A 22,887-nucleotide genomic window follows, 5' to 3' on the forward strand; every position below is an offset into this window, starting at 1 on the left:
AGCTTGTCGTCATACCCTTCACGACTTCTCGAGGTACTCGATCCGGTCGGAGTCCAGGGCAGCGGTCACCATGGACGCGAGGGCGGGATGACCGTCGAGCGCCGGATCGGAGTCGACGATTCCCTGAGCGAACTCCCTGGCAGACTCGAGGATGTCTCCATGGGCCATGAGGGAAAGCAGCCGCAGATTCGAGGTTGTGCCCGACTGCGCCGCACCGAGGATGTCTCCTTCACGTCTGGTCGCGAGGTCGAGTTGAGCCAGTTCGAACCCGTCGTTGGTCGCTGCCACCGCCGAGAGCCGCTCGTACGCCGGCCCCCCGGGATTGCTTCCGGTGACGAGGATGCACAGGCCCTGGTGTTTCCCTCGACCGACGCGGCCACGCAACTGATGGAGCTGACTGACGCCGAACCGCTCGGCGTCGACGATCACCATCACCGTCGCGTTCGGAACGTCGACACCGACTTCGACAACGGTCGTACAGACGAGGACGTCGATGTCACCGACGTTGAACGCGCTCATCACCACGTCCTTTTCGTCGGAAGGCAGTCGACCGTGCAGCAACCCGACTCGCAGATCGGCCAGCGGACCACTCGACAGCTCTTCGAAGACGTCGACCGCCGACTTGGTCTCGGGCTGCTTCTCCTCGGTGAACTGATCTTCGCCTGCACCCTGCTCGCCGTCACCGATCCGCGAGCACACGACATACGCCTGACGGCCGTCGGCGACGTCCTCACGGATTCGTTCCCATGCGCGATCGACCCATTGCGGCTTCTGCTTCGCGGGCACGACACTGCTCTTGATCGGGGTTCGCCCACGTGGAAGCTCTCGCAGGGTCGAGACCTCGAGGTCGCCGAGCACGGTCATGGCGATGGTTCGCGGAATCGGCGTTGCCGTCATCACCAGCAGATGCGGACTCAGTCCTTCACGGGCACGTGATCGCAACTGATCACGTTGCTCGACGCCGAAGCGGTGTTGCTCGTCGACGACAACCATGCCGAGGTTGAAGAACTCGACGTTGTCCTGAATGAGCGCATGGGTACCGATGACGATCCCGGCGTCGCCGGTCACGGCTTCGAGCAGAGCTGCGCGCTTCGCAGCGACTGGCAGCGAGCCGGTAAGAAGGGCAATACGGGTGGAATGTTCGGCAGAACCGAGTTCACCACCTGCAGCCAGCGAGCCCATCATCTTGCGCAGTGATCGCGCGTGCTGATTTGCCAGGACCTCGGTGGGTGCGAGCAACGCGCACTGATAACCCGCATCGACGACCTGCAGCATCGCGCGCAGAGCCACGATCGTCTTGCCTGACCCGACCTCGCCCTGAAGAAGGCGGCTCATCGGGTGTGGGCGGGCAAGGTCGGTGGAGATCTCCTCCGCAACTGCTTGCTGTCCCTCCGTCAGAGTGAACGGGAGCATCTCCTCGAACTGGTCCGCGATCCCGCCGGCGACCGGAGCGCAGGCCGGAGCCACACGCTCGGAATTGTCGTGACGACGCATCGCGAGGACCAACTGCAGAGACAGCGCCTCGTCGAAACGCAGACGATCCTGTGCTCGTTCGATGTCTTCCTTGGTATCTGGCAGGTGAACGGTGCGCAGCGCCTCGTCCAAACCGATGAATCCGTGCTCGGCCCGAGTCTCGGCGGGCAACGGCTCCTCGATCGGATCGAGTTGGTCGAGCACTTGCCGCACGCACCGCATGATGGTCCAGCTCTCGACCTCGCGGGTCGCCGGGTACAGCGGGATCAATGCGCGGTCGAAGACGGACAGATCGAGTTCGGCGCCGGGATCCTGATTTGCGCGAGCCAGGCCCGCAAGGTCACCGGCTCCCTTGATGGACGCAAGCGGAACTACCGAATCCTCTTCGCCGACACGAGGTTCCGGGAGAATCAGGTAGCTCGGATGAGTGAGAGACCACTTGCCGCGGAAGTACTTCACCGTCCCGGAGAACATCGCCCGAACGCCGGGCTTGATGACGTGCCGCACCTTCTGCGGGTTGAAGAACGTGACGTCCACGGTCTGCGAATCAGTCGCCAGCGATACTCGCAACATCTGCCCCGGACGGTTCTTCATCTTCACGACGGCGGCCGACGCCACACGCGCGATGATGGTGATGTGCTCACCCTCGGGCGGCTCCTTCTCGGCAAGTTCCTTGCCTGCCGACGCGTACCGGTGTGGGTAGTGACGCAGCAGGTCCTCGACGGTGCGGATCTCGAATGCCTCGTCGAGCGCGTCCGCGGTCTTCTTTCCCAGCAGCCGATCGAGTGGGTCGGCGAGCGTCGCCATCAGTTCCTCCAGCACAGTGTCGCGGTAAGCACATGTGTTCGTATATCAGCAGTCACCGACAGACCCGGTTCGATCACTCCACACCCAACTGGAACAGGTCACCCGGCTGATCACCCTGATAGACGAGCACGTCGACGCCCGGGTGGTGCGCGATGACGTGCGCCTCGAGCTGCCCGGCCAGGTCGTCCGGCGCGTCTGCGCCCATGAGTAGGGTCACGAGTTCGCCACCGGATCCGAGCGCAAGGTCGACCAGTCGCGCACTCGACTCCGCGACGTCGGGACCGATGAGCACCACCTCGTGCCCCATCAGACCGATCGCGTCACCCGGATCACATGTCCCGACGTAGGTCAGCGAACGCTCGACCGCGATCCGCAACGATCCCCAGCGCGTGGCGGCCGCCGCCTCGGACATCGTGAAGCCGTCGTCGGCGACGTTGCGCTGAGGGTCGTGAACGGCAAGTGCTGCCAGGCCCTGGACCATCGACGACGTCGACAGCAGCAGAACCTGGTGAAGCGGATCGCGTGCAGCGGCACTGACTGCGACGAGTTCCTGAGCGGTCAAAGCTCCGTTCGGAAGCACCAGAACTTCGCTGCGTTCCATCTGACGAATGCGGCCGAGCAGTTGTGCGCGTGTCACCGGCGCATCGTCGCACCGAAGAACCGTCGCACCCTCACTCTCGAACAACGCCGCCGCGCTGTCACCGGCAACGACGGCCAGTACGCCGCGCGCGCCGGCCCCGGGGAATCGCCTCTCCGCCCGTGCCACCAACTGGTCGCGTTCGTCGACGAGAAAACTGCTGATGCGAATACCGTGAACCTTCCCGGCCTCGAGGCCGGCTTCCACGGCTGCACCGGCATCGCAGCAATGCACGTGCACCGACCAGCCGCCGAAACCGTCGCTGACGATGACCGTCGAATCTCCGAGGACGGACAGCCGCGTGCGCAGCGCCGTCATGCGATCGTCGTCGGAGTCGTCGACGAGGTACATGACCTCGAAATCCTGTTCCGAGTGATCACCACATTCGATCGGGCTCTTGTGAGCCCAATCGTGATCGAATGCGCTGACGTCGACAACTGCGCTCGACCTCGGGTCCGGCGTCCCCAGATCTTCGCGAACCTGCGGCTTCCCGGTCAGCACCTCGACAAAAGCGTCGAGGATCAGAACCAGACCGAATCCCCCGGCATCGACCACCCCGGCGGACGCGAGAACGTCCAGTTGCTCCGGCGTCTTGTTCAGTGCGACCGCAGCGGCGTCGGCAGCGGCGGCAACCACGGATGCAAGATCCTCGCCGCTCGGTGTCCTGGTGTCGACGCACTCCTGCGCTGCTTCTCCCGATGCGCGCAATACCGTGACGATGGTGCCTTCCACCAGATCGGAGACAGCCCGAGAGGCCAGCGTCGTCGCCGTGGTCAGCGAGTTCGCGAAGCTACGGCCGTCGATGTGCTCACCTTGAACGCTCTCGGCGATGCCCCGGATCACCTGGGAGAGGATCACTCCGGAATTACCGCGAGCACCGGACACGGCGCCCCGAGCCAGAGCGTTGGCGACGCGGCCCGCACTGCGGACGTCGTCCTCGATCGTCTCGGCGGAATCGAGTGCAGCCCGCATCGTGAACAGCAGATTGGTGCCGGTATCCGAATCAGGGATGGGAAAGACGTTGAGGCTGTTGATCTCACCGCGACGTTTCTGGAGGCTGTCGACCGCCCGGCGGGCCCAGCGCCGCAGCAGATGTCCGTCCGCGACGGATTCCGCTTCCTCGGCGACGCGTTGCACTTCCCCCACTGACGGTTCCCCTCGACGATGGAAAGACTGACGATGAAAAAGAGATCGGTGATCGGTGCAGTCGAGGGTAGTCCGACGCTTCTGCGCAACCGTCATTACCGGGCGGTTTGGCCATTCGGGCCGGAAGCGGTTACTCTTACACGGTTGCCTCGAACGGGCTACACGAAATAATGCTGCACTTTGTTTGTTGCTGATTGACTGTTTTCACGTTCGACTGCACAGTGAGCGGTCAAGGATCGGTTCGAAGTCGAGTATATTCGGATTGTAATTCTGGCTGCCCTACCGTGTAGGGTAACCACTTCAATATTCATTTCTAACAAGGAGTTCGCGACTATGGCTGCCGTCTGCGACGTATGCGCCAAGGGGCCCGGCTTCGGTAAGTCGGTCTCGCACTCGCACCGGCGTACCAATCGTCGCTGGAACCCGAACATTCAGTCTGTTCGTACCGAGGTTGCCCCGGGTAACACCCGTAAGGTCAACGTGTGCACCTCCTGCCTGAAGGCAGGCAAGGTCGCTCGGGGCTGATTGCCCGAGCACAAACTATTGCAGGCTCTGCCCCCGTCACTTCGGTGACGGGGGCAGAGCTGTATCTATGTGGCTGTATCTATGTGTCCCCGTGTTTCGTATGGCTGTCGGACACCCGTAATGTGCGTTGAGTGACTTCCATCGATGACCTGAGCAAAGTGACCCTCGACGAGGGCGTACTCCGCATCACCATTTCCACCGCCGCCAACGGCACCTCCCTCGACGACGAAGGACTGGTTCAGGGCGCGCAGGCGCTCGAGACAGTCGGAAACGACATCGGGAGCATCCTTCTGGTCGGCGAAGGCGCAAACTTCTGTGCCGGCGGCAACGTCCGTGCGTTCGCCGCAGCCCCTGACCGCAGCGAGTACGTGGCCGAGGTTGCCCGCGTCTTCCACGTGTTCGTTCGCGCGCTCGACGCTGCGAGCGCTCCAGTGGTGGCCGGGGTCCACGGATGGGCTGCCGGCGCCGGAATGAGCCTGGTCTGCCTCGCCGACGTCGCAATCGGCGGCACCGGCACCAAGCTTCGCCCCGCGTACCCCTCCATCGGTTTCACCCCGGACGGCGGAATGTCGTGGACGCTTCCACGCATCGTCGGCGTGGCACGCGCTCGCGAGATTCTTCTCAACGATTCGGTGATCGGTGGCGACGAAGCCGTCCGCCTGGGGATCCTCACCCGACTCGTCGGTGACGACGAGGTCCAAGAAGAGGCAGCTCGCCTCGCCCGCGCTCTGGCCAACGGACCGAGTACGTCGTACTCGGGAATCAAAGCACTGCTGCGTTCGTCGCGGACGAACTCGCTCGCCGAGCAACTCGACGCCGAAGCCGCGTCCATCGCCATCGCAGCGAACAGCCCGATCGGACGCGAGGGCGTCGACGCGTTCGTCGACAAGCGTCGGCCCGATTTCACTTCCGCAAAGCAGGCCTAGTCAGCTGGCATGCCGAATGTCGTGTCACGACGTTCGGCATGCCGGGTGAGTGCAGACGCTGATCGATCAGCCCAGATTCCAGTCCACCGGGTCAGCTCCGAGTCCGGTCAAGAGTTCGTTCGCACGACTGAACGGGCGCGAACCGAAGAACCCGCGCGAAGCCGAAAGCGGTGACGGGTGCGCTGATTCGATGATCGGTGTGTCGCCCAGCATCGGCGCGAGAGTGGCCGCGTCACGACCCCACAAGATCGCCACCATCGGTGACGACCGCGCCACCAAAGCGCGGATAGCCTGCTCGGTCACCGGCTCCCAGCCCTTCTTACGATGAGAAGCGGCTTGACCCGGCTGCACGGTGAGTACGCGATTGAGAAGCAGCACACCTTGTTTCGACCACGGCGTCAGATCGCCGTTCGGCGGTATCGGCAACCCGAGATCCTGGTGATACTCCTTGTAGATATTACCGAGACTTCGCGGAACCGGCCGCACGTCCGGGGCAACCGAGAAGCTCAACCCGACAGCATGACCGGGCGTCGGATAGGGGTCTTGACCGACGATGAGCACCCGAACGTCGTCGAACGGATTCGTGAATGCACGCAAGACGTTCTCTCCCGCAGGCAGATACTCCCGTCCCGCAGCGATCTCTTCGCGCAAGAACTTACCCATCGCGGAGATCTGCTCCGAGACCGGTTCGAGTGCCCGCGCCCACCCTGGATCGACGATCTCTGCAAGCGGCGCCATCAGTCGAGCCTGCGCAACGCGTCGCGGTAGTACGCCGCATTGGCTGCGTACATCTTGACGTTTCCGTCGAGGTGGCCGAGCGGAACCTCGTATCCCGCACGGACCTTGGCGGGCACACCGAGTGCCATGCTGCGCGGGGGAACCTGCATCTTGTTGGCCACCACCGCACCCGCGGCGACGATCGACCCCGTCCCGATCACCGTTCCGTTGAGAACAACTGACCCCGACGCGATCAGACAATGGTCCTCGATGGTCGATCCCTCGATGTGCGCGTTGTGGCCCACGACGCAACCGGAACCGATGACAGTCGCATCGACGGCGGTGCAATGGATGACGGTTCCGTCCTGGATGTTCGATCCGATTCCCACCGATATGGTTCCGTAGTCACCACGCAATACCGCTTGCGGCCAGATCGAGGTACCCGCTGCGAGAGTCACGGCGCCGATCACCACCGCGTCCGGGTGGACGTATGCGTCCGGATGAATGTCCGGAACTCTGTCTCCAAGTGCGTATACAGCCATGAAAGCAACCTATACCGCGGTGGTACCGGTGGTCGAAAAGCTGTGCCAGCCCCCGCCGCTCTCGCGAAGCGAACCGTCGACGCTCACGCCCGAACCGGCGGCAACCTCACCGATCACGATCCAACCCGACGGAATCTCGACCTCAGGCCCGAAAGTTGCTGCGAATCCGTGATCTTCACCACCGGAGAGGATCCAGTCCAGCGGATCGACGTCGAGCGCCTCGGCCGCCGATGCGACATCGGGTGAGGTCGGAACCGCAGCCGAGAAGATGTCGAACCGCGCGTGCGAGGCCTCTGCGAGATGTCGAAGATCCGCGATCAATCCGTCGGACACGTCCGTCATGGAATGTGCTGATTCTGCGGCGTCCCATGCCGATTGATACGGAGGATTCGGAACGCGATGGGAGGCAAGCAAATCTGGAAAGTTTGCGGGCTTGTCGAGCAGTACGGCTTCGTCGAGCAGTAGTGCCAACCCTGCTGCCGAGCAACCGAACAACCCGGCGACCGCGATCTTGTCACCGATCTTTGCTCCCGAACGCAGAACTGCCGCACGGCCACCGAGATCGCCGAGCACGGTCACCGACACCACGATCACCGGTGACTGGACCAGGTCACCGCCGACCACACCGGCGCCCAGATCGGTTGCCGCGTCCCAGATTCCCGCGGAGATTGCGTCGACCACGTCGACGGGTGTCGAAGACGGGCACCCCAGAGACACCGTGAAGGCCGTCGGCCGCGCTCCCATCGAGACCACATCAGCAGCATTCTGTGCCACTGCCTTCCGGCCGATGTCGCGTGGTGAAGACCAATCCATTCGGAAATGTCGACCTTCGACCAACATGTCGGACGAGACAACCACACGGCCGTCTCCGGAAGTCACGATGGCGGCATCGTCACCCGGCCCCAATTCAGTGGTGACCGGTTGGATTCGGCCGAGAAGAGATCGCGCGATCACGTCGAACTCCCCCACCTGCTCGACAGTGGGCTCCGACCCGAACTCCGATGATGCAGTGAACTCCGATGATGCAGTGAACTCCGATGATGCGATGAGTCTCTCCAATGCCGACGCAATTCGCTCGTAAGCGGCCTGCGGTACCTTCTAGCTGTGGTCGTGAATGCTTCTGCAAGCTCACGCGTGTGTCGGCAATCCTACCGATTCACCGACATGCTCTCAGAAGTGACAAGACCGCTGATCGACTGGACCAGGACCCGAGCGAAGAACTGAGCATGGCAGAAAACACCTCCACCGCAGACAACGCCGACATCGACCCCGACGGCGACGACGATCCGTCAGAGCGCCGCAGTCCGGCGCTGATCGCCACCGCCATCGCACTCCCGGTAGCCCTGATCGTCGGAGTAGTGATCGCGGCCGTCGTCGCGGGAAACAACCCTGAACTCTCGCCGGTTGCATTGGGACCCGTGCCGGCACCGGCAGCGGAGTCGCCGGCCTGCGTTTCCCTTCTCGGCGCGCTCCCCGACAAGATCGACGACTTCACGAAAGCCGAATTGGTAGAACCTGCTCCGGCCGGTGCGGCAGCGTGGCAGCGCAGCGAAGGAGAGCCGATCGTCTTGCGCTGCGGACTCGACCGTCCGTCCGAGTTCGACCAGGCTGCAGCACTACAGGTCGTGAACGGTGTCCAGTGGTTCCAGGTCTCGGGAACCGACATCGGTTTGGCGGCGAGCACTTGGTTTGCCGTAGACCGCGGTGAATACATCGGTATCACGATCCCCGACGGGACCGGTCCGACGCCGATTCAGGAAATCTCCGACACCATCACGGCGACTCTCGAACAGAAGCCTCTCGACCCGGCGCCGGTCGCGGTTCCCTGATCAGCGAAGGCCGGTGCCGCGAGCGACGGCGGTGTCGACCAGAGTCGAAATCAAAGTGCGGTAATCGATTCCGGTGGCGTTCCACATCTTCGGGTACATCGAGATGGAAGTGAACCCGGGCATCGTGTTGATCTCGTTGATCACCGGGCCGTCAGCCGTGACGAAGAAATCGACCCGCGAGAGTCCCTGGCAATCGAGTGCCTTGAACGCGCGGACAGCAAGCTCCCTGATCTGGTCGCTCACCGACTCGTCGAGTTTCGCGGGGATGTCGAATTCACACACGTCGTCGAGGTACTTGGTGTCGAAGTCGTAGAACGCGTCCGAATCGGCGTCGGAATCCGGCATCCGGATCTCGGCGACCACACTCGCCTTGACGTCGCCGTTCGGGAATTCGAGGACGCCGCATTCAACCTCGCGGCCGATGATCGCGCCTTCGACGATCACCTTGGGATCATGCAGGCGTGCATGAGCGATCGCCCCGTCCAGACCGTCCCAATTGCTCACCCGAGTGATGCCGATGGACGAGCCTCCACGAGCGGGCTTGACGAAAACCGGAAGGCCCAATTCCGCCTTCTGCTCTTCGGTCAGCGTTGCGGTTCCCGGTCGAAGCACGACCTGCACTCCAACGGGAAGTCCTTCAGCAGCAAGAAGCTTCTTCGTGAACTCTTTGTCCATGCCGGCGGCGCTGGCCAGAACTCCGGGTCCGACGTACGGAACCCCGGCAAGTTCGAGCAGACCCTGAATCGTGCCGTCTTCACCGTAAGCCCCATGAAGAACGGGGAACACGACGTCGACCGACGCGAGCACAGCACCGGCGTCGGGGCCGTCGAAGGAGATGACCTCGCCCTCGCGGGTGGGGTCCGCGCTGAGGACCACCGACGTTCCGTCTTTGTCGACCGACGGCAGCGCGCGCCCGCTGATCGCGAGGGAACTGGGGTCGCTCGAACCGAGCACCCAGGAACCGTCGACGGTGATGCCGATCGGTACGACGTCGTACCGATCGGGGTCGAGGTTGCTCAGGACGCTTCCGGCGGAAACACAGGACACTGAATGCTCATTGCTCCGGCCACCGAAGATCACGGCCACGCGGGTACGACTGCTGTTCACGCGTCAAACCGTACCGCCGAATCGACTGCGGCACGCGATCGGGCCGGACCGATTTCGTCGACCCGGCCCGTTTACGCGTCGAGTGCGCGCTCGATGTCGGCCAGGAGATCGGCGGTGTCCTCGATGCCACAAGCGATTCGGACAAAACCTGCACTGACCGGATCGCCCCAGCGCGCACGGCGATCCGCCGTCGTGTGGATCCCGCCGAAGCTGGTAGCAGCCGTGACGAGAGCGCTCGCTTCGACGAACGAGTGGAATGCCTGAGCCGAATCCAACTCGACGCTCACCAATCCGCCGAATCGATTCATCTGACCGGATGCCGTTGCATAGGACGGGTCACCGCGAAGGCCGGGGTAACGAACGGACCGGACTGCTTTGTGATCTACCAACATCTCGGCAAGCGCCAGCGCGTTGTCGCACTGACGCCCGAATCGCAGGCCTGCCGTGCCGAGGCTCCGGTGCGCAAGCCACGTCTCGAAGGGGCCGAGCACCGTTCCCGAGAGAAGTCGCTCACGCTCGATTCGCCGACTCACTGCCGCATCGGAGGTGGCGACGTAACCCATCAGGAGGTCACTGTGCCCGCTGAGAGCCTTGGTACCGCTGGCCACCACGACGTCGGCACCCAATTCGAGCGGGCGCTGACCCAGCGAAGTCGCGGTCGTGTTGTCGACGATCAGCAGCGCACCCGAACGGTGGCACACGTCGGCGAGCACGCGAAGGTCGACCACGTCCAGCACCGGGTTGGACGGCGTCTCGGCGACGACGACCACGCGGCCCGGTGACGCGTCGAGCAGATCTACGAAGCTCGCGTCGCCCATCTGCAGAGTCGAAACCTCGCGAACGGTGATTCCCAACGGCGCGAGGCGCTCGTTCGCGTACAACCGCACTTGGTAATACCCGTCCGAGGGCACGACGACGGTATCCCCCGCGACGAGGACGCTGCGCAAGGTAGCGGTGATCGCGGACATCCCCGATCCCATGACGAGGGCGTGGTCCGCTCTCTCGAGCGCCGCGAGCGCGGATTCGAGTCCGCGCCAACCCGGGTTCGATGCACGTGCATAGGTATCGGACTCGGAACCTTCGTCCGCCGAAAGTTGGTACGGCGCAGCGAATATCGGGCCCAGTTGCATGGGCTGACCCGCGGCGTGTTCGCGCGCGACGGCGCTCACGCTGCGCGTCGAATCCCCGTAATCCTCGAAGCGACCCACACCGATTTCACTCATTCCGGCTTCGTCCGGCGTCCGAGCAACTGACCGATCGCATCGCTGACGGCCATGCCTTCGTGGCACACCCGGTGGACCGCGTCGGTCAACGGCATCTCCACGTCGTATCCGGCAGCGAGTGCGCGTACCGACGTGCACGACTTCACGCCCTCGGCGACCTGACCGTTGGTTGCCTTCTGTGCCGACTCCATCGACCCGCCTCGTCCGAGCCGCTCTCCGAACGTCCGGTTTCGCGACAACTCGGACGTGCAGGTCGCTACCAGGTCACCGACACCCGCCAAGCCTGCAAGAGTCGACGCCTTGGCGCCGAGCGCAACGCCGAGACGAATCGTCTCGGCGAGCCCACGGGTGATGATGCTGGCAACCGTGTTGTCGCCGAATCCACTGCCGGCGGCCATGCCGCAGGCCAGCGCGATCACGTTCTTACACGCACCACCGATCTCGCATCCAATGACGTCGGAGTTGGTGTACGGCCTGAAATAGCCGGTAGCACAAGCATCCTGGAGAGCGAGGGCACGCGAGGAATCCGAACAGGCGATCACCGTCGCCGCGGGCTGCCCGCCGGCGATCTCGTGTGCAAGGTTCGGGCCCGAGAGCACCGCGACGCGCCCCGGTTCCACGCCGGTCACCGACACGATGACCTGGCTCATGCGCATGAGCGTCCCGGTCTCGATTCCCTTGGCCAGACTCAGCAGAGTCGCATCGGGTCCGATCGAGCCTTTCCACTGCTCCAGGTTTGCTCGTAGCGACTGCGAGGGAACCGCCAGCACGATGAAGTCAGCACCTGCCATCGCCTCCTCGTGGTGGTGGGTCGCGCGAATCGACGAAGGCAAAGCAATGCCTGGCAGATAGTCGCTGTTCTCGTGCGTGGTGTCGATGCGCTTCGCGACCTCTTCACGCCTGGCCCACATCGTCACGTCGGTTCCGGCCTCGGCCATCACCTTCGCCAACGCCGTTCCCCACGAACCTGCGCCCAATACAGCTGCCTTACTCACACGCTCACCCCGTCTACCCGGCGAAGCGGGTCGCCGCCAGAAAAATCGTCTGCACAGAGTATCGCCTGTGGTGCACTGCGGTGGGCAGCCGCGGACACCGAGCGTGATGACTGGCAAGATCGAGGGATGGACAGCGCGGAACCCCCGTACCCACACGCCGTGGAGACACCGCATGCGCGCACGGAGATCGAACGCCCCATGCATGCGATAGTGGCCGTCAAGTCCTTGAGATCGGCCAAGTCCCGCCTCGCGGGCGAACTCGACTCGGACGCGCGTGCAGACCTCGTGTTGGCCATGCTTCACGACACCCTCGCCACAGTTGCAGCCGTCTCGGCCATCGACAGCGTCACAGTGGTCACCCCAGACCCCACCGTTGCCGCCCTTGCATATTCCGTCGGCGTGACGGTCTACGCCGATCCAGCTCCCGACGGCGCCCGAACCAACGGCGCAACACCGCGCACGGAGGAAACCCTCAACGCGGCGTTGAGTGCAGCGGCCGCCGATATCCGAGCCAAGCGCGGAGTGGTCGACCTCGTTGTGCTGCAAGCCGACTTGCCCGCCATGCAACCGAGCGAACTGACGGAGGCCGTGGCCGCGGCCCGAAGCGGCGGACGTTCAGTCGTCGTCGATCACCACGGCACCGGCACTTCCGCATTGTTTGCGTGCGGCGAAAGCGCGCTCGACCCTCGGTTCGGGCCGGAATCCGCACTTGGACATGCCAATTCAGGTGCTCGTCCACTCAACGGCCAATGGCCGGGACTGCGCACCGACGTCGACACCCATGCCGATCTCGGCACTGTGCGAGCACTGGGAGTAGGCCCCGCGACATCGGCTTCGTTGACCAGACTCAAGGCCACGCCGTCGAACAGTCGATGAATTTTCTTTCATCGATTGTCGGACCGCGCGATTGTGGGGGATGATCGACGAGTGAGCAATGGCGAAGCACTCGAAAACCGTATTTCCGAAGACCAGTCGGACGGAGACCACAGCTCCGGCCGGCACGAGAACGGCGCGGCCACCTCGCCGCGATCTCAGGCCGTCGCGGTCGCCACCAACATCCCGGGCGCTCCCCCTGCAGCTACCAAGGCAGAGCTACCCGAATTGCTCGTCGGACTTCCCGAGGATCGTTACCTCAACCGCGAACTCAGCTGGCTCGATTTCAATGCCCGTGTTCTCGCATTGGCTGCCGACGAGTCACTGCCGTTGCTCGAACGCGCAAAGTTCCTCGCCATCTTCGCTTCCAATCTCGACGAATTTTTCATGGTCCGGGTCGCCGGACTCAAGCGCCGCGACGAGACGGGACTGTCGGTCAGGTCCGCCGACGGCCTCTCCCCACGCGAACAATTGGCGCTCATCGCGCGTCGCACCCAGGAACTCGCCGACAAGCACGCACACGTGTTTCTCGACTCGGTCCGCCCTGCCCTGGCGGCAGAAGGCATTTCAATCGTTCGATGGGCCGACCTCAGCGCCGACGATCACGGCCGACTCTCGGCGCATTTCCACGAGCAGGTCTTCCCGGTACTGACGCCGTTGGCAGTCGATCACGCCCACCCGTTCCCCTACATCAGCGGACTGAGCCTCAACCTCGCCGTGACAGTGAAGGACTCCGTCACCCGCGGCGAACACTTCGCTCGCGTCAAGGTTCCCGACAACGTCGGCCGGTTCGTGCGAGTCAAGAGCACGACATCTTCGTCCACCATCGATTCTTTCCTCCCGATGGAAGAACTGATTTCGGCTCATCTGGACGTGCTGTTCCCCGGAATGGAAATCGTCGAACATCACGCTTTCCGAATCACACGCAACGCCGATTTCGAGGTCGAAGAAGATCGGGACGAGGATCTGCTGCAGGCACTCGAACGTGAATTGGCGCGTCGTCGTTTCGGTTCACCCGTTCGCCTCGAAGTTGCCGACGACATGACCGAGCACATGCTCGAACTGCTTCTGCGTGAACTCGACGTCGATCCGGCCGACGTGATCGAGGTTTCCGGTCTCCTCGACTTGTCCTGCCTCTGGCAGGTTTACGCCGTCGACCGCCCCGCTCTCAAAGACGCTCCGTTCGTCCCGGCGACGCATCCGGCGTTCGGTGAACGCGAGACTCCGAAGAGCGTGTTCTCGACCCTGCGCGAAGGCGACGTGCTCGTCCACCACCCATACGACTCGTTTTCCACAAGCGTTCAACGCTTCATCGAACAGGCCGCCGCCGACCCGCAGGTGCTCGCGATCAAGCAGACCCTGTACCGCACTTCCGGCGACTCCCCCATCGTCAATGCACTGATCGACGCCGCCGAAGCGGGCAAGCAGGTTGTCGCGCTGGTGGAGATCAAGGCCCGCTTCGACGAGCAGGCCAACATCAAGTGGGCACGCAAACTCGAGCAGGCCGGCGTTCACGTCGTCTACGGTCTCGTCGGTCTCAAGACTCACTGCAAGACGTGCCTCGTCGTCAGACGAGAGGGCTCGACCATTCGTCGTTACTGCCACATCGGCACGGGCAACTACAACCCGAAGACCGCGCGCATGTACGAGGACGTCGGATTGCTCACCGCAGCACCGGAGATCGGTGCAGACCTCACCGACCTCTTCAACTCGCTGACCGGATACTCCCGAAAGACGAGCTACCGCAACCTTCTCGTAGCGCCGTACGGGGTTCGCCGCGGGATCATCGAGCGGATCGACAACGAGATCGCTCACAAGCTCGCAGGCCGCGATGCCGGTATCCGCTTGAAGGCCAACGCATTGGTCGACGAGCAGGTCATCGACGCGTTGTACCGCGCGTCCAAGGCCGGTATCCCCGTCGAGATCGTGGTCCGCGGAATCTGCGCGCTCAAGCCGGGCGTTCCCGGCCTCAGCGAAAACATCGAAGTACGTTCCATTCTCGGACGCTTCCTCGAACACTCGCGAATGTTCCATTTCCGCTCGGCCGACGAATTCTGGATCGGCAGCGCAGACATGATGCACCGCAACCTCGATCGCCGCGTCGAGGTCATGGTGCAGGTCAAGGACCCGAAACTGTCGAAGCAACTCGGTGACATCTTCGACTCCGCGCTCGATCCCCGAACTCGCTGCTGGGTACTGCATCCGGACGGGAGTTGGGTCGCTGCCCCCGAACGCGGTGAGGACGTACGTGAGCATCAACAGTCGTTGATGCGCAGCCGCACCGCCAGCGGGTCTTGACGGGCTCGGATCACACAATGAGCGACAAGCCGGTCAAAGCCAACATCTTTGCCGCAGGCGCGGTTCTGTGGCGGAAGGCTCCTCAGGATCCTTCCGCCATCGAGATCGCCGTCGTACATCGACCGAAGTACGACGACTGGTCATTCCCCAAAGGAAAGCTCGATCCCGGCGAGACCTTCTTGACCGCAGCAGTTCGGGAGGTCCGCGAAGAGACCTCGATCACCGGACGTTTCGGAAGGCACCTCGGTGGCGTGACGTACCCGATCCCGGGACATCGCAAACTCAAACGGGTCGAATACTGGTCGGCCGAAGCAGTGGACGGAGATTTCGGGCCGAATAGCGAAGTGGATGTTCTCTATTGGCTTCCGGTCACCGAGGTCGCCGATCATCTTTCCTACCCGATGGATCGAATGATTCTTCGCCGCTTCGTTTCCCTTCGGCCTGACACGAAAACGGTATTACTCGTCCGCCACGCAAAAGCTGGAAGCCGTAAGCGATACAAGGGCGACGACAATGTGCGTCCACTCGACGCCAAAGGCAAAGAGCAATCCGCCGCCTTGGTCGAACAGCTGAAAATCTTCGGAGCCGATTCGGTTTTCGCGGCTGACCGTACGCGCTGCATCGACACTGTGATGCCATTGGCGGAGGCATTGGGTGTAGAGATTTCGACGGAACCTCTTCTGACCGAAGAAGGTTACGAGGCCGATCCCGACGCCGCCAGGGCGCGTGCGCTGCAGATCGCCGCGCTGGAGGGCACTCCCGTAATCTGCAGCCAAGGAGGCGTCATCCCCGATTTGATGCGCTGGTGGGCTGATACGGCCGGTGTAACACTGCCCTCGGCGCGCAACCGTAAGGCGAGCACTTGGGTGCTCTCGTTCCTCGACGGCCGTCTGGTAGCCGCGGATCACCTCGACAGCCCGCTCCCCAAAGTCGCCAACTCCTGAGGGATTTGGACCAACCGACACCCAGCTCGATTCGGTAGTTTTGCAAAGCACTGAAACACAGGAGAATTCACACTTCTCCCAGACAGCAAAAAAGAGGTGCAGCCGCGGATCTGATCCGCGGCTGCACCTCTTTGTCTTACGGCATCGGGTTTTTCACCCGAACGCGACTACTTTGCGCGCTTGGCCGGAGCCTTCTTGGCCGGAGCCTTCTTGGCTGCGGTCTTGGCGGGGGCCTTCTTGGCCGGAGCCTTCTTGGCCGGAGCCTTGGCTGCGGTCTTGGCCGGAGCCTTCTTGGCGGGAGCCTTGGTGGCAACCGTCTTCTTGGCTGCGGTCTTGGCCGGAGCCTTCTTGGCGGGAGCCTTGGTGGCAACCGTCTTCTTGGCTGCGGTCTTGGCCGGAGCCTTCTTGGCGGGAGCCTTCGCGGCAACCGTCTTCTTGGCTGCGGTCTTGGCCGGAGCCTTCTTGGCCGGAGCCTTCTTGGCTGCGGTCTTCTTAGCAGCAGCCTTCTTGGCTGCAGCCTTGGTGGCCGGTGCTGCTACGCCACGCTTGACTGCCGGGCCGGTGGCCGGAAGCTTCTGTCCACCAGCGATAACAGCCTTGAACTGCGCACCCGGACGGAAAGCCGGAACCGACGTCGGCTTGACCTTGACGGTCTCGCCCGTACGCGGGTTGCGTGCAACACGTGCTGCACGACGACGCTGCTCGAAGACTCCGAAGCCGGTGATGGTCACGCTCTCGCCACGGTGGACGGCGCGGACGATGGTGTCCACGACGTGCTCCACTGCGTCGGTCGCTGTGCGCCTGTCCGAACCCAGCTTTTCAGTCAGAACATCGATGAGCTCTGCCTTGTTCATTGAAATTCCTCCGCTAATTGTGGTCCACCGTCGGACCGACTGAGAACCACGGTAAACCTGATAACGGCAAGAGTCTATGTGCCACGCCAATTCTCATTCAACGTGACTGCGAAATGGTGACCTATTTCTCTTCCCGCGCGGAGTTGCGGATTTCGGTTCAGCCCTGCGAAATTCGGGCTGGAAGGGTAGTCGGTTTCCATGAAGGCCTTGACTTTTCGAACTCGGAAATCGCGTCTACCTGCCGCAATGTCAGTCCGATGTCGTCGAGACCCTCCAGCAGACGCCACCGTGTGTAGTCGTCAATATTGAACGGCACCACCGTAGTTCCGGCGCTGACGGTCCGATTCTCGAGATCTACTGTCAATTCCAATCCGGGCTGCTCTTCGAGCAACTTCCAGAGCAATTCGACGTCGCTCTGCTCGACCTGTGCCGCTACGAGACCGGCTTTTCCGGCGTTTCCGCGGAAGATGTCGGCGAACCGGGAAGCAATGACGACCCGAAATCCGAAGTCGGAGAGAGCCCACACGGCATGCTCACGCGAAGAGCCCGTGCCGAAATCGGGACCGGCCACGAGGACACTTCCCTTGTCGTACGGAGCCAGATTGAGAATGAAGTTGGGGTCGGTACGCCAGCCTGCAAACAGCCCGTCCTCGAATCCGGTGCGCGTCACCCGTTTCAGGTACACGGCAGGGATGATCTGGTCGGTATCGACATTCGAGCGTCGCAGCGGGACGCCGATACCCTTGTGCGTGGTAAAGGATTCCATCGAAATTCTCCTCGAGATGGTAAGTGGGTCAGACCAGATCGGCCGGTGCCGAGAGCGTTCCGCGGACCGCCGTGGCAGCCGCGACGAGCGGGGAAACCAGATGGGTCCGGCCGCCTTTACCCTGTCGGCCTTCGAAATTCCGGTTGGACGTCGATGCCGAACGCTCGCCGGGAGCAAGCTGGTCAGGGTTCATTCCCAAGCACATCGAGCAACCGGCCTGGCGCCATTCAGCCCCTGCCGCTGTGAAGATTTCACCGAGACCTTCGCTCTCGGCTTGAGCCCGCACCCGCATCGAGCCGGGAACGATGAGCATCCGAACGCCCTCTGCCACATGGCGACCCTCGAGCACCTCCGCCACTGCGCGCAGGTCTTCGATGCGTCCGTTGGTGCACGAACCGACGAACACGGTGTCGACAGAAACATCCCGAAGCGGCATACCGGCGTCGAGACCCATGTAGGTGAGCGCCTTCTCGGCTGCCTGACGCTCGCTCTCGTCGACGATCAGTTCGGGATCAGGCACACGGTCGCCGAGCGGCGCACCCTGTCCCGGATTGGTTCCCCACGTGACGAAAGGCGTCAATGCGCTTGCGTCGATGTGAACCTCGTTGTCGAATTCCGCGCCCTCGTCGGTCTTGAGCAACTCCCACGCGGCGACGGCTTCGTCCCACTCTGCGCCGGACGGTGCATGCGGACGGCCCTTGATGAACTCGTAAGTGGTCTCGTCCGGTGCGATCATGCCCGCGCGGGCTCCGGCCTCGATCGACATGTTGCAGATGGTCATACGAGCTTCCATCGACAGTTTGCGAATGGCCTCGCCGCGGTACTCCAGTACGTAGCCCTGGCCGCCGCCGGTGCCGATCTTGGCGATGACTGCGAGGATCAAGTCCTTGCTCGTGACGCCGGGAGGCAGCTCGCCGTCGACCGTGATCGCCATGGTCTTGAAGGGGCGCAACGACAATGTCTGCGTTGCCATCACATGCTCGACCTCGCTGGTGCCGATTCCCATTGCGAGCGCACCGAATGCGCCGTGCGTCGACGTATGACTGTCGCCGCACACCACGGTGGTTCCGGGCTGCGTCAGGCCGAGCTGCGGTCCGACCACATGCACGATGCCTTGGTCGAGATCGCCCATGCGGTGCAAGCGAACTCCGAACTCCTCGCAATTTCGGCGCAAGGTGTCGACCTGAGTCTTGGACACAGGATCTGCGATCGGCTTGTCGATGTCGATCGTCGGAACGTTGTGGTCCTCGGTGGCGATCGTCAGGTCGGGACGGCGCAACTGGCGTCCCGCCAGGCGAAGTCCGTCGAATGCCTGGGGGCTCGTCACTTCGTGAACGAGGTGGAGATCGATGTAGATGAGGTCTGGATCCTGCCCCTCCCCTTTCACGACAACGTGGTCGTCCCACACCTTCTCGGCGAGAGTGCGTGCTTTCTGTGCCATGTCTTCCACCTCTGTACGTAGCCTCGCGTCGGCGGACTACGGGCTGGCCCGCCGCGCGTGAAGTAGGTCCCCAGCCTTCACAGCAGATGCAGACTGTCCCGAGGAAATGCGCTATCCCTCCAGGAAATGCGGTAGCATCCCACTATGCGAGAAACTGGTATCGACCTATGAGACAGCATAGCGGCATCGGCGTCCTGGACAAAGCAATGGGCGTGCTTCATGCAGTAGCTGAGGAACCGTGCAGCCTCACCGAACTCTGTGCACGAACCGGTTTGCCGCGCGCGACCGCCCATAGACTCGCCGTCGGTCTCGAAGTCCATCGACTCCTCACTCGCGACTCGGACGGTCAGTGGTGCCCAGGGCCCGGACTCGCCGAACTCGCTGCCACCGCTAATGATCCACTCATTGCTGCGGCCGGACTCATCCTCCCCCGCCTTCGCGAAATCACCGGCGAAAGCGTCCAGCTGTACCGTCGCGAAGGCACACAACGCATCTGCGTCGCGTCGATGGAACCACCGACCGGCCTGCGTGACACGGTGCTCGTCGGAGCCCGACTGCCGATGAACGCCGGATCCGGCGCCAAGGTCCTTCTCGCATGGGCAGATCCACAAACCCAACGGACCGTCCTCGCCGATGCATCCTTCGGCGAACGAGTGCTGCTCGAGGTTCGCCGGCGCGGCTGGGCACAGAGCGCGGCCGAACGTGAGCCCGGTGTCGCCAGCGTCGCGGCTCCCGTCCGCGACTCGGCAGGCGCTGTCATTGCCGCGATTTCGGTCTCCGGCCCCATCGATCGGATGGGTAGACGACCGGGAGCTCGCTGGGCGGCGGACCTTCTCGCAGCTGCCGAAGCGCTCCACAAGCGTCTGTAATTCGTGACACAGTAAGGCCTTCAGATCCTCGAGCACGTAGGAGTGCGACGCGACCATGGCAGGAAAGCAGCGTAGTCAGATCACGATGACCGAGGCCGAAATCTCGAGCTTCGTCGAAAAGAGCCGTACGGCAACGATGGCGACGTTGAGCGCCGACGGAATGCCTCACCTGATCGCGATGTGGTTCGCGATAGTCGACGGCGAAATCTGGTTCGAGACCAAAGCCAAGTCGCAGAAGGCCGTCAATCTTCGCCGGGACGCCCGAATGTCCGTCCTGATCGAAGACGGTCAGACGTACGACACGCTCCGAGGAGTCTCGATGGAGGGTACCGGGGTCATCGTCGAAGATCCGGAAGCCCTCTTCGCTGTGGGAATCAGCGTCTGGGAGCGATACACGGGCCCGTACACCGACGATCTCCGCCCGGCCGTCGACGCGATGCTCCACAAGCGCGTCGCGGTACGGTTCGTTCCCGATCGAACTCGTTCGTGGGATCACCGCAAGCTCGGGATGCCTGCGATGCCTCTTTCCGGCTCTACCGCACCGCCGCCGCAGCCCTGAGATTCGTGAGCGGAAAAATCACGAGCAATCGAATTCGGGCCGGCGTAGTTTCACCAACAGGCCCAACAACAAGGAGTGAGCATATGAGCGATCTCGACAGCAACACCCCGTCCGAACCCGAATCCCAATCGGAGGAAACCAAACGAAAGTTCCGTGAGGCCCTCGAACGGAAGAATCATCAGAACGCCAAATCGACCGACCATCGCGACGGACAGTCCAAGGTCCACAACACGCATGGCCCGGCCGATCACAAGCGAGAGTTCCGCCGTAAGAGCGGATAACCGATCGCGGACAACAGAGTGAGATGACGATCACCCCCCAGTCGAATTCGACTGGGGGTGATCGTTTTTCGCATCGCCGGAAACATTTCCCGCACATACGAAAAGACCCCCCGATCAATGATCGGAAGGTCTTTCCTTTGTAGCCCCGACGGGATTCGAACCCGCGCTACCGCCTTGAGAGGGCGGCGTCCTAGGCCGCTAGACGACGGGGCCAGGACACGCTTTTAAACGTGGTATTTCAGCCTTGCTCTTGGATGCTCAGCAAGCTTAGCTTGTCTGAGTCCGGCCACAAAATCGACCGGATTTCCGCTGGGGTACCAGGACTCGAACCTAGAATGGCGGTACCAGAAACCGCTGTGTTGCCAATTACACCATACCCCAAGGTCTTGCTCACCAGCCTTGTCCGATCCGCTTCGCTGTTGTGCTCGGCGGCTCGTCTCCGGCCGAAAAGAAGATTACCAGTACCCCTGCCCCAAATACCAAATCGTATGGTCACAGGAGGTTTTTGCTTCATTTTCGGCCGGAAGACCGTCCGATCTAGGCGGTTACCGCTGCCCTACCGGCCCGCAACCGAGCGAGCGAGACCTCACGACCGAGCAATTCCATCGACTCGTACAGCGGAGGGCTGATGTGAGAGCCCGTGATCGCGACCCGAACCGGAGCGTAGGCCTTACGCGGTTTGAGCTCCAGATCCTCGATGAGGGCCTTCTTGAGTGCTTCCTCGATACTGGCCGCCGACCACTCTGAGATGGCATCGAGCGCCGCAAGAGACGCGTCCAGAACCGGACCGGCATCTTCCTTCAGGTTCTTTGCCGCCGCGGCCGGATCGAGAGCAAACGACGCCTCGTCGACGAACAGGAATTTCAGCAGATCCCACGCGTCGGACAGGACGACGATGCGCGTCTGCACGAGGTCCGCCGCAACAGTGAACGTCGCTTCGTCGACATCGGCGCCGATATGTCCGTGCTCCACCAGGAACGACTTCAGACGACCGGCGAAGTCGGCCGGCTCGAGCAGGCGAATGTGCTCGGCATTGATCGCGTCGGCCTTCTTCTGGTCGAAGCGGGCAGGATTGGAGTTGACCTTGGAGACGTCGAAGGCCGCAACCATCTCGTCGAGCGAGAAGACATCATGATCGTCGGCGATGCTCCACCCGAGCAGAGCCAGGTAGTTCAGCAATCCCTCGGGGATGAAGCCCCGATCGCGGTGGATGAAGAGGTTGGACTCGGGATCGCGCTTGGAAAGCTTCTTGTTGCCCTGACCCATCACGAAAGGCAAGTGCCCGAACGACGGTGTGAAATCGGCGACACCGATACGAATCAATGCCTCGTACAACGCGAGCTGACGCGGAGTCGAGGACAGCAGATCTTCGCCGCGCAGTACATGGGTGATCTTCATCAACGCGTCGTCAACCGGGTTGACCAACGTGTACAGCGGAATGCCGTTGCCGCGAGTCAGCGCGAAGTCCGGAACGGTGCCTGCCTTGAACGTGGTCTCGCCCCGCACCAGGTCGTTCCAGGTCAGATCGTGATCGGGCATCCGGAGGCGGACGACGGGCTTGCGCCCCTCGGCGATGTAGGCAGCGCGCTGCTCGTCGCTGAGCTCGCGATCGAAGTTGTCGTATCCGAGCTTCGGATCGCGTCCGGCCGCCTTGTGTCGCGCTTCGACCTCCTCGTTGGTCGAGTAGGACTCGTAGGCCTCGCCCGCGGCCAGCAACTTGGCAACAACGTCGAGATGCAGGTCGCGACGCTCGGACTGGCGATACGGTGCGTGCGGCCCACCGACCTCCGGGCCTTCGTCCCAATTGAGCCCCAACCAGCGGAGGGCGTCGAGGATGGCCTGGTAGGACTCTTCACTGTCGCGCTGCGCATCGGTGTCTTCGATACGGAACACGAATGTGCCGCCGTGGTGTCGTGCGAATGCCCAGTTGAACAAGGCGGTGCGCACCAAACCCACGTGCGGGGTTCCGGTGGGTGACGGACAGAAACGGACGCGTACTTCGCTGTTGGTCATGGCTCACTTGGCTCGGCGATGATGGATGGTCGTACTACAGGTTAGTCCGGCAGCCCTTCCTC

21 protein-coding genes and 2 tRNA genes are annotated in these 22,887 nt (G+C 62.7%); 9 read left to right on the forward strand and 14 right to left on the reverse strand.

What is annotated here, in order from left to right; all coding sequences use genetic code 11:
• Window positions 1–18 precede the first annotated feature (18 nt).
• Window positions 19–2,280 (reverse strand): ATP-dependent DNA helicase RecG, encoded by a 2,262-nt coding sequence (gene recG, locus ATN38_RS24010; RefSeq protein WP_065352920.1) that lies wholly within the window; start codon window positions 2,278–2,280, stop codon window positions 19–21.
• 73 nt (window positions 2,281–2,353) lie between these two features.
• Window positions 2,354–4,063, reverse strand: coding sequence for a DAK2 domain-containing protein (locus ATN38_RS24015; RefSeq protein WP_054187765.1), 1,710 nt, complete (start codon window positions 4,061–4,063; stop codon window positions 2,354–2,356).
• Window positions 4,064–4,396: 333 nt separating this feature from the next.
• Between ATN38_RS24015 and rpmB the strand changes: the two genes are divergently transcribed.
• Both rpmB and ATN38_RS24025 read left to right on the forward strand, forming a co-directional pair.
• Complete coding sequence (gene rpmB, locus ATN38_RS24020) at window positions 4,397–4,588, forward strand: 50S ribosomal protein L28 (protein WP_003942669.1); 192 nt, start codon at window positions 4,397–4,399, stop codon at window positions 4,586–4,588.
• Between the two features lie 131 nt (window positions 4,589–4,719).
• The gene (locus ATN38_RS24025; protein WP_218748807.1) at window positions 4,720–5,514 is read left to right on the forward strand and encodes an enoyl-CoA hydratase-related protein; all 795 of its coding nucleotides are present in this window, start codon (window positions 4,720–4,722) and stop codon (window positions 5,512–5,514) included.
• 66 nt (window positions 5,515–5,580) lie between these two features.
• Here the strand turns inward: ATN38_RS24025 and ATN38_RS24030 are convergent, their stop codons facing one another.
• From ATN38_RS24030 to ATN38_RS24040, 3 genes are read right to left on the reverse strand one after another with little or no spacing between them, the layout of a single operon-like run.
• Complete coding sequence (locus ATN38_RS24030; protein WP_020907272.1) at window positions 5,581–6,252, reverse strand: uracil-DNA glycosylase; 672 nt, start codon at window positions 6,250–6,252, stop codon at window positions 5,581–5,583.
• On the reverse strand, window positions 6,252–6,773 hold the full coding sequence (locus tag ATN38_RS24035) for a gamma carbonic anhydrase family protein (RefSeq protein ID WP_003942761.1): 522 nt from the start codon (window positions 6,771–6,773) through the stop codon (window positions 6,252–6,254). The genes ATN38_RS24030 and ATN38_RS24035 overlap by 1 nt, the downstream gene beginning before the upstream one ends.
• Window positions 6,774–6,782: 9 nt before the next feature.
• The gene (locus tag ATN38_RS24040) at window positions 6,783–7,832 is read right to left on the reverse strand and encodes a thiamine-phosphate kinase (protein WP_218748809.1); all 1,050 of its coding nucleotides are present in this window, start codon (window positions 7,830–7,832) and stop codon (window positions 6,783–6,785) included.
• A gap of 77 nt (window positions 7,833–7,909) precedes the next feature.
• On the opposite strand from ATN38_RS24040, the gene ATN38_RS24045 reads away from it, so the two are divergent.
• Window positions 7,910–8,602: a DUF3515 domain-containing protein gene (locus ATN38_RS24045; RefSeq protein WP_003942765.1), complete on the forward strand. Its 693-nt coding sequence runs from the start codon at window positions 7,910–7,912 to the stop codon at window positions 8,600–8,602.
• Here ATN38_RS24045 and ATN38_RS24050 read toward each other — a convergent pair whose 3' ends face one another.
• The 3 genes from ATN38_RS24050 to ATN38_RS24060 all read right to left on the reverse strand — a co-directional run bounded on the left by ATN38_RS24050 (window position 8,603) and on the right by ATN38_RS24060 (window position 11,927).
• Window positions 8,603–9,709 (reverse strand): D-alanine--D-alanine ligase family protein, encoded by a 1,107-nt coding sequence (locus ATN38_RS24050; RefSeq protein ID WP_218748811.1) that lies wholly within the window; start codon window positions 9,707–9,709, stop codon window positions 8,603–8,605.
• A gap of 71 nt (window positions 9,710–9,780) precedes the next feature.
• Window positions 9,781–10,932, reverse strand: coding sequence for a cystathionine gamma-lyase (locus ATN38_RS24055; protein ID WP_218748813.1), 1,152 nt, complete (start codon window positions 10,930–10,932; stop codon window positions 9,781–9,783).
• Window positions 10,929–11,927: an NAD(P)H-dependent glycerol-3-phosphate dehydrogenase gene (locus ATN38_RS24060; RefSeq protein ID WP_030535420.1), complete on the reverse strand. Its 999-nt coding sequence runs from the start codon at window positions 11,925–11,927 to the stop codon at window positions 10,929–10,931. Before ATN38_RS24060 ends, ATN38_RS24055 begins: the two co-directional genes overlap by 4 nt.
• 126 nt (window positions 11,928–12,053) lie before the next feature.
• On the opposite strand from ATN38_RS24060, the gene cofC reads away from it, so the two are divergent.
• From cofC to ATN38_RS24075, 3 genes are read left to right on the forward strand one after another with little or no spacing between them, the layout of a single operon-like run.
• Window positions 12,054–12,803 carry a 2-phospho-L-lactate guanylyltransferase gene (gene cofC, locus ATN38_RS24065; RefSeq protein WP_080552786.1) on the forward strand — a complete coding sequence of 250 codons (750 nt, stop codon included), beginning with the start codon at window positions 12,054–12,056 and terminating at the stop codon, window positions 12,801–12,803.
• Window positions 12,804–12,854: 51 nt separating this feature from the next.
• A complete protein-coding gene (locus tag ATN38_RS24070) occupies window positions 12,855–15,098 on the forward strand; it encodes an RNA degradosome polyphosphate kinase (protein ID WP_003942685.1) in 2,244 nt (747 codons plus the stop codon).
• A gap of 17 nt (window positions 15,099–15,115) precedes the next feature.
• Window positions 15,116–16,042: a bifunctional NUDIX hydrolase/histidine phosphatase family protein gene (locus tag ATN38_RS24075; protein ID WP_007729338.1), complete on the forward strand. Its 927-nt coding sequence runs from the start codon at window positions 15,116–15,118 to the stop codon at window positions 16,040–16,042.
• Between the two features lie 167 nt (window positions 16,043–16,209).
• Here the strand turns inward: ATN38_RS24075 and ATN38_RS24080 are convergent, their stop codons facing one another.
• From ATN38_RS24080 to leuC, 3 genes are all read right to left on the reverse strand, one after another.
• The gene (locus tag ATN38_RS24080; protein ID WP_047271271.1) at window positions 16,210–16,896 is read right to left on the reverse strand and encodes an HU family DNA-binding protein; all 687 of its coding nucleotides are present in this window, start codon (window positions 16,894–16,896) and stop codon (window positions 16,210–16,212) included.
• 157 nt (window positions 16,897–17,053) lie between these two features.
• The gene (gene leuD, locus ATN38_RS24085; RefSeq protein ID WP_003944724.1) at window positions 17,054–17,662 is read right to left on the reverse strand and encodes a 3-isopropylmalate dehydratase small subunit; all 609 of its coding nucleotides are present in this window, start codon (window positions 17,660–17,662) and stop codon (window positions 17,054–17,056) included.
• Between the two features lie 28 nt (window positions 17,663–17,690).
• Window positions 17,691–19,112: a 3-isopropylmalate dehydratase large subunit gene (gene leuC / locus ATN38_RS24090; RefSeq protein ID WP_003944727.1), complete on the reverse strand. Its 1,422-nt coding sequence runs from the start codon at window positions 19,110–19,112 to the stop codon at window positions 17,691–17,693.
• Window positions 19,113–19,270: 158 nt separating this feature from the next.
• Here leuC and ATN38_RS24095 point away from each other — a divergent pair, with 158 nt between their 5' ends.
• The 3 genes from ATN38_RS24095 to ATN38_RS24105 all read left to right on the forward strand — a co-directional run bounded on the left by ATN38_RS24095 (window position 19,271) and on the right by ATN38_RS24105 (window position 20,812).
• Entirely contained in the window at window positions 19,271–19,972 is a 702-nt protein-coding gene (locus tag ATN38_RS24095; RefSeq protein ID WP_007729342.1) for an IclR family transcriptional regulator, read from the forward strand.
• A gap of 55 nt (window positions 19,973–20,027) precedes the next feature.
• Entirely contained in the window at window positions 20,028–20,531 is a 504-nt protein-coding gene (locus ATN38_RS24100) for a pyridoxamine 5'-phosphate oxidase family protein (RefSeq protein ID WP_003944740.1), read from the forward strand.
• Between the two features lie 83 nt (window positions 20,532–20,614).
• Window positions 20,615–20,812 carry a DUF5302 domain-containing protein gene (locus ATN38_RS24105; protein WP_007729345.1) on the forward strand — a complete coding sequence of 66 codons (198 nt, stop codon included), beginning with the start codon at window positions 20,615–20,617 and terminating at the stop codon, window positions 20,810–20,812.
• 140 nt (window positions 20,813–20,952) lie between these two features.
• Here ATN38_RS24105 and ATN38_RS24110 read toward each other — a convergent pair.
• The 3 genes from ATN38_RS24110 to gltX all read right to left on the reverse strand — a co-directional run bounded on the left by ATN38_RS24110 (window position 20,953) and on the right by gltX (window position 22,825).
• Window positions 20,953–21,025, reverse strand: a tRNA-Glu gene (locus tag ATN38_RS24110).
• Window positions 21,026–21,121: 96 nt separating this feature from the next.
• A tRNA-Gln gene (locus ATN38_RS24115) sits at window positions 21,122–21,193 on the reverse strand.
• A gap of 156 nt (window positions 21,194–21,349) precedes the next feature.
• The gene (gene gltX / locus ATN38_RS24120; RefSeq protein ID WP_030535414.1) at window positions 21,350–22,825 is read right to left on the reverse strand and encodes a glutamate--tRNA ligase; all 1,476 of its coding nucleotides are present in this window, start codon (window positions 22,823–22,825) and stop codon (window positions 21,350–21,352) included.
• Window positions 22,826–22,887: the final 62 nt, after the last annotated feature.

Origin of the sequence: Rhodococcus sp. FH8, assembly GCF_019266085.1 — a bacterium.
Lineage (GTDB): Bacteria > Actinomycetota > Actinomycetes > Mycobacteriales > Mycobacteriaceae > Rhodococcus_F > Rhodococcus_F qingshengii.

What these genes read in the sequence shown, in the direction of transcription:
- recG (WP_065352920.1), bottom strand. Translation starts at nt 2,280, where the DNA reads ATGGCGACGCTCGCCGACCCACTCGATCGGCTGCTGGGAAAGAAGACC.
- rpmB (WP_003942669.1), top strand. Translation starts at nt 4,397, where the DNA reads ATGGCTGCCGTCTGCGACGTATGCGCCAAGGGGCCCGGCTTCGGTAAG.
- ATN38_RS24030 (WP_020907272.1), bottom strand. Translation starts at nt 6,252, where the DNA reads ATGGCGCCGCTTGCAGAGATCGTCGATCCAGGGTGGGCGCGGGCACTC.
- ATN38_RS24035 (WP_003942761.1), bottom strand. Translation starts at nt 6,773, where the DNA reads ATGGCTGTATACGCACTTGGAGACAGAGTTCCGGACATTCATCCGGAC.
- ATN38_RS24055 (WP_218748813.1), bottom strand. Translation starts at nt 10,932, where the DNA reads ATGAGTGAAATCGGTGTGGGTCGCTTCGAGGATTACGGGGATTCGACG.
- cofC (WP_080552786.1), top strand. Translation starts at nt 12,054, where the DNA reads ATGGACAGCGCGGAACCCCCGTACCCACACGCCGTGGAGACACCGCAT.
- ATN38_RS24075 (WP_007729338.1), top strand. Translation starts at nt 15,116, where the DNA reads ATGAGCGACAAGCCGGTCAAAGCCAACATCTTTGCCGCAGGCGCGGTT.
- ATN38_RS24080 (WP_047271271.1), bottom strand. Translation starts at nt 16,896, where the DNA reads ATGAACAAGGCAGAGCTCATCGATGTTCTGACTGAAAAGCTGGGTTCG.
- leuD (WP_003944724.1), bottom strand. Translation starts at nt 17,662, where the DNA reads ATGGAATCCTTTACCACGCACAAGGGTATCGGCGTCCCGCTGCGACGC.
- ATN38_RS24095 (WP_007729342.1), top strand. Translation starts at nt 19,271, where the DNA reads ATGAGACAGCATAGCGGCATCGGCGTCCTGGACAAAGCAATGGGCGTG.
- ATN38_RS24100 (WP_003944740.1), top strand. Translation starts at nt 20,028, where the DNA reads ATGGCAGGAAAGCAGCGTAGTCAGATCACGATGACCGAGGCCGAAATC.
- ATN38_RS24105 (WP_007729345.1), top strand. Translation starts at nt 20,615, where the DNA reads ATGAGCGATCTCGACAGCAACACCCCGTCCGAACCCGAATCCCAATCG.
- gltX (WP_030535414.1), bottom strand. Translation starts at nt 22,825, where the DNA reads ATGACCAACAGCGAAGTACGCGTCCGTTTCTGTCCGTCACCCACCGGA.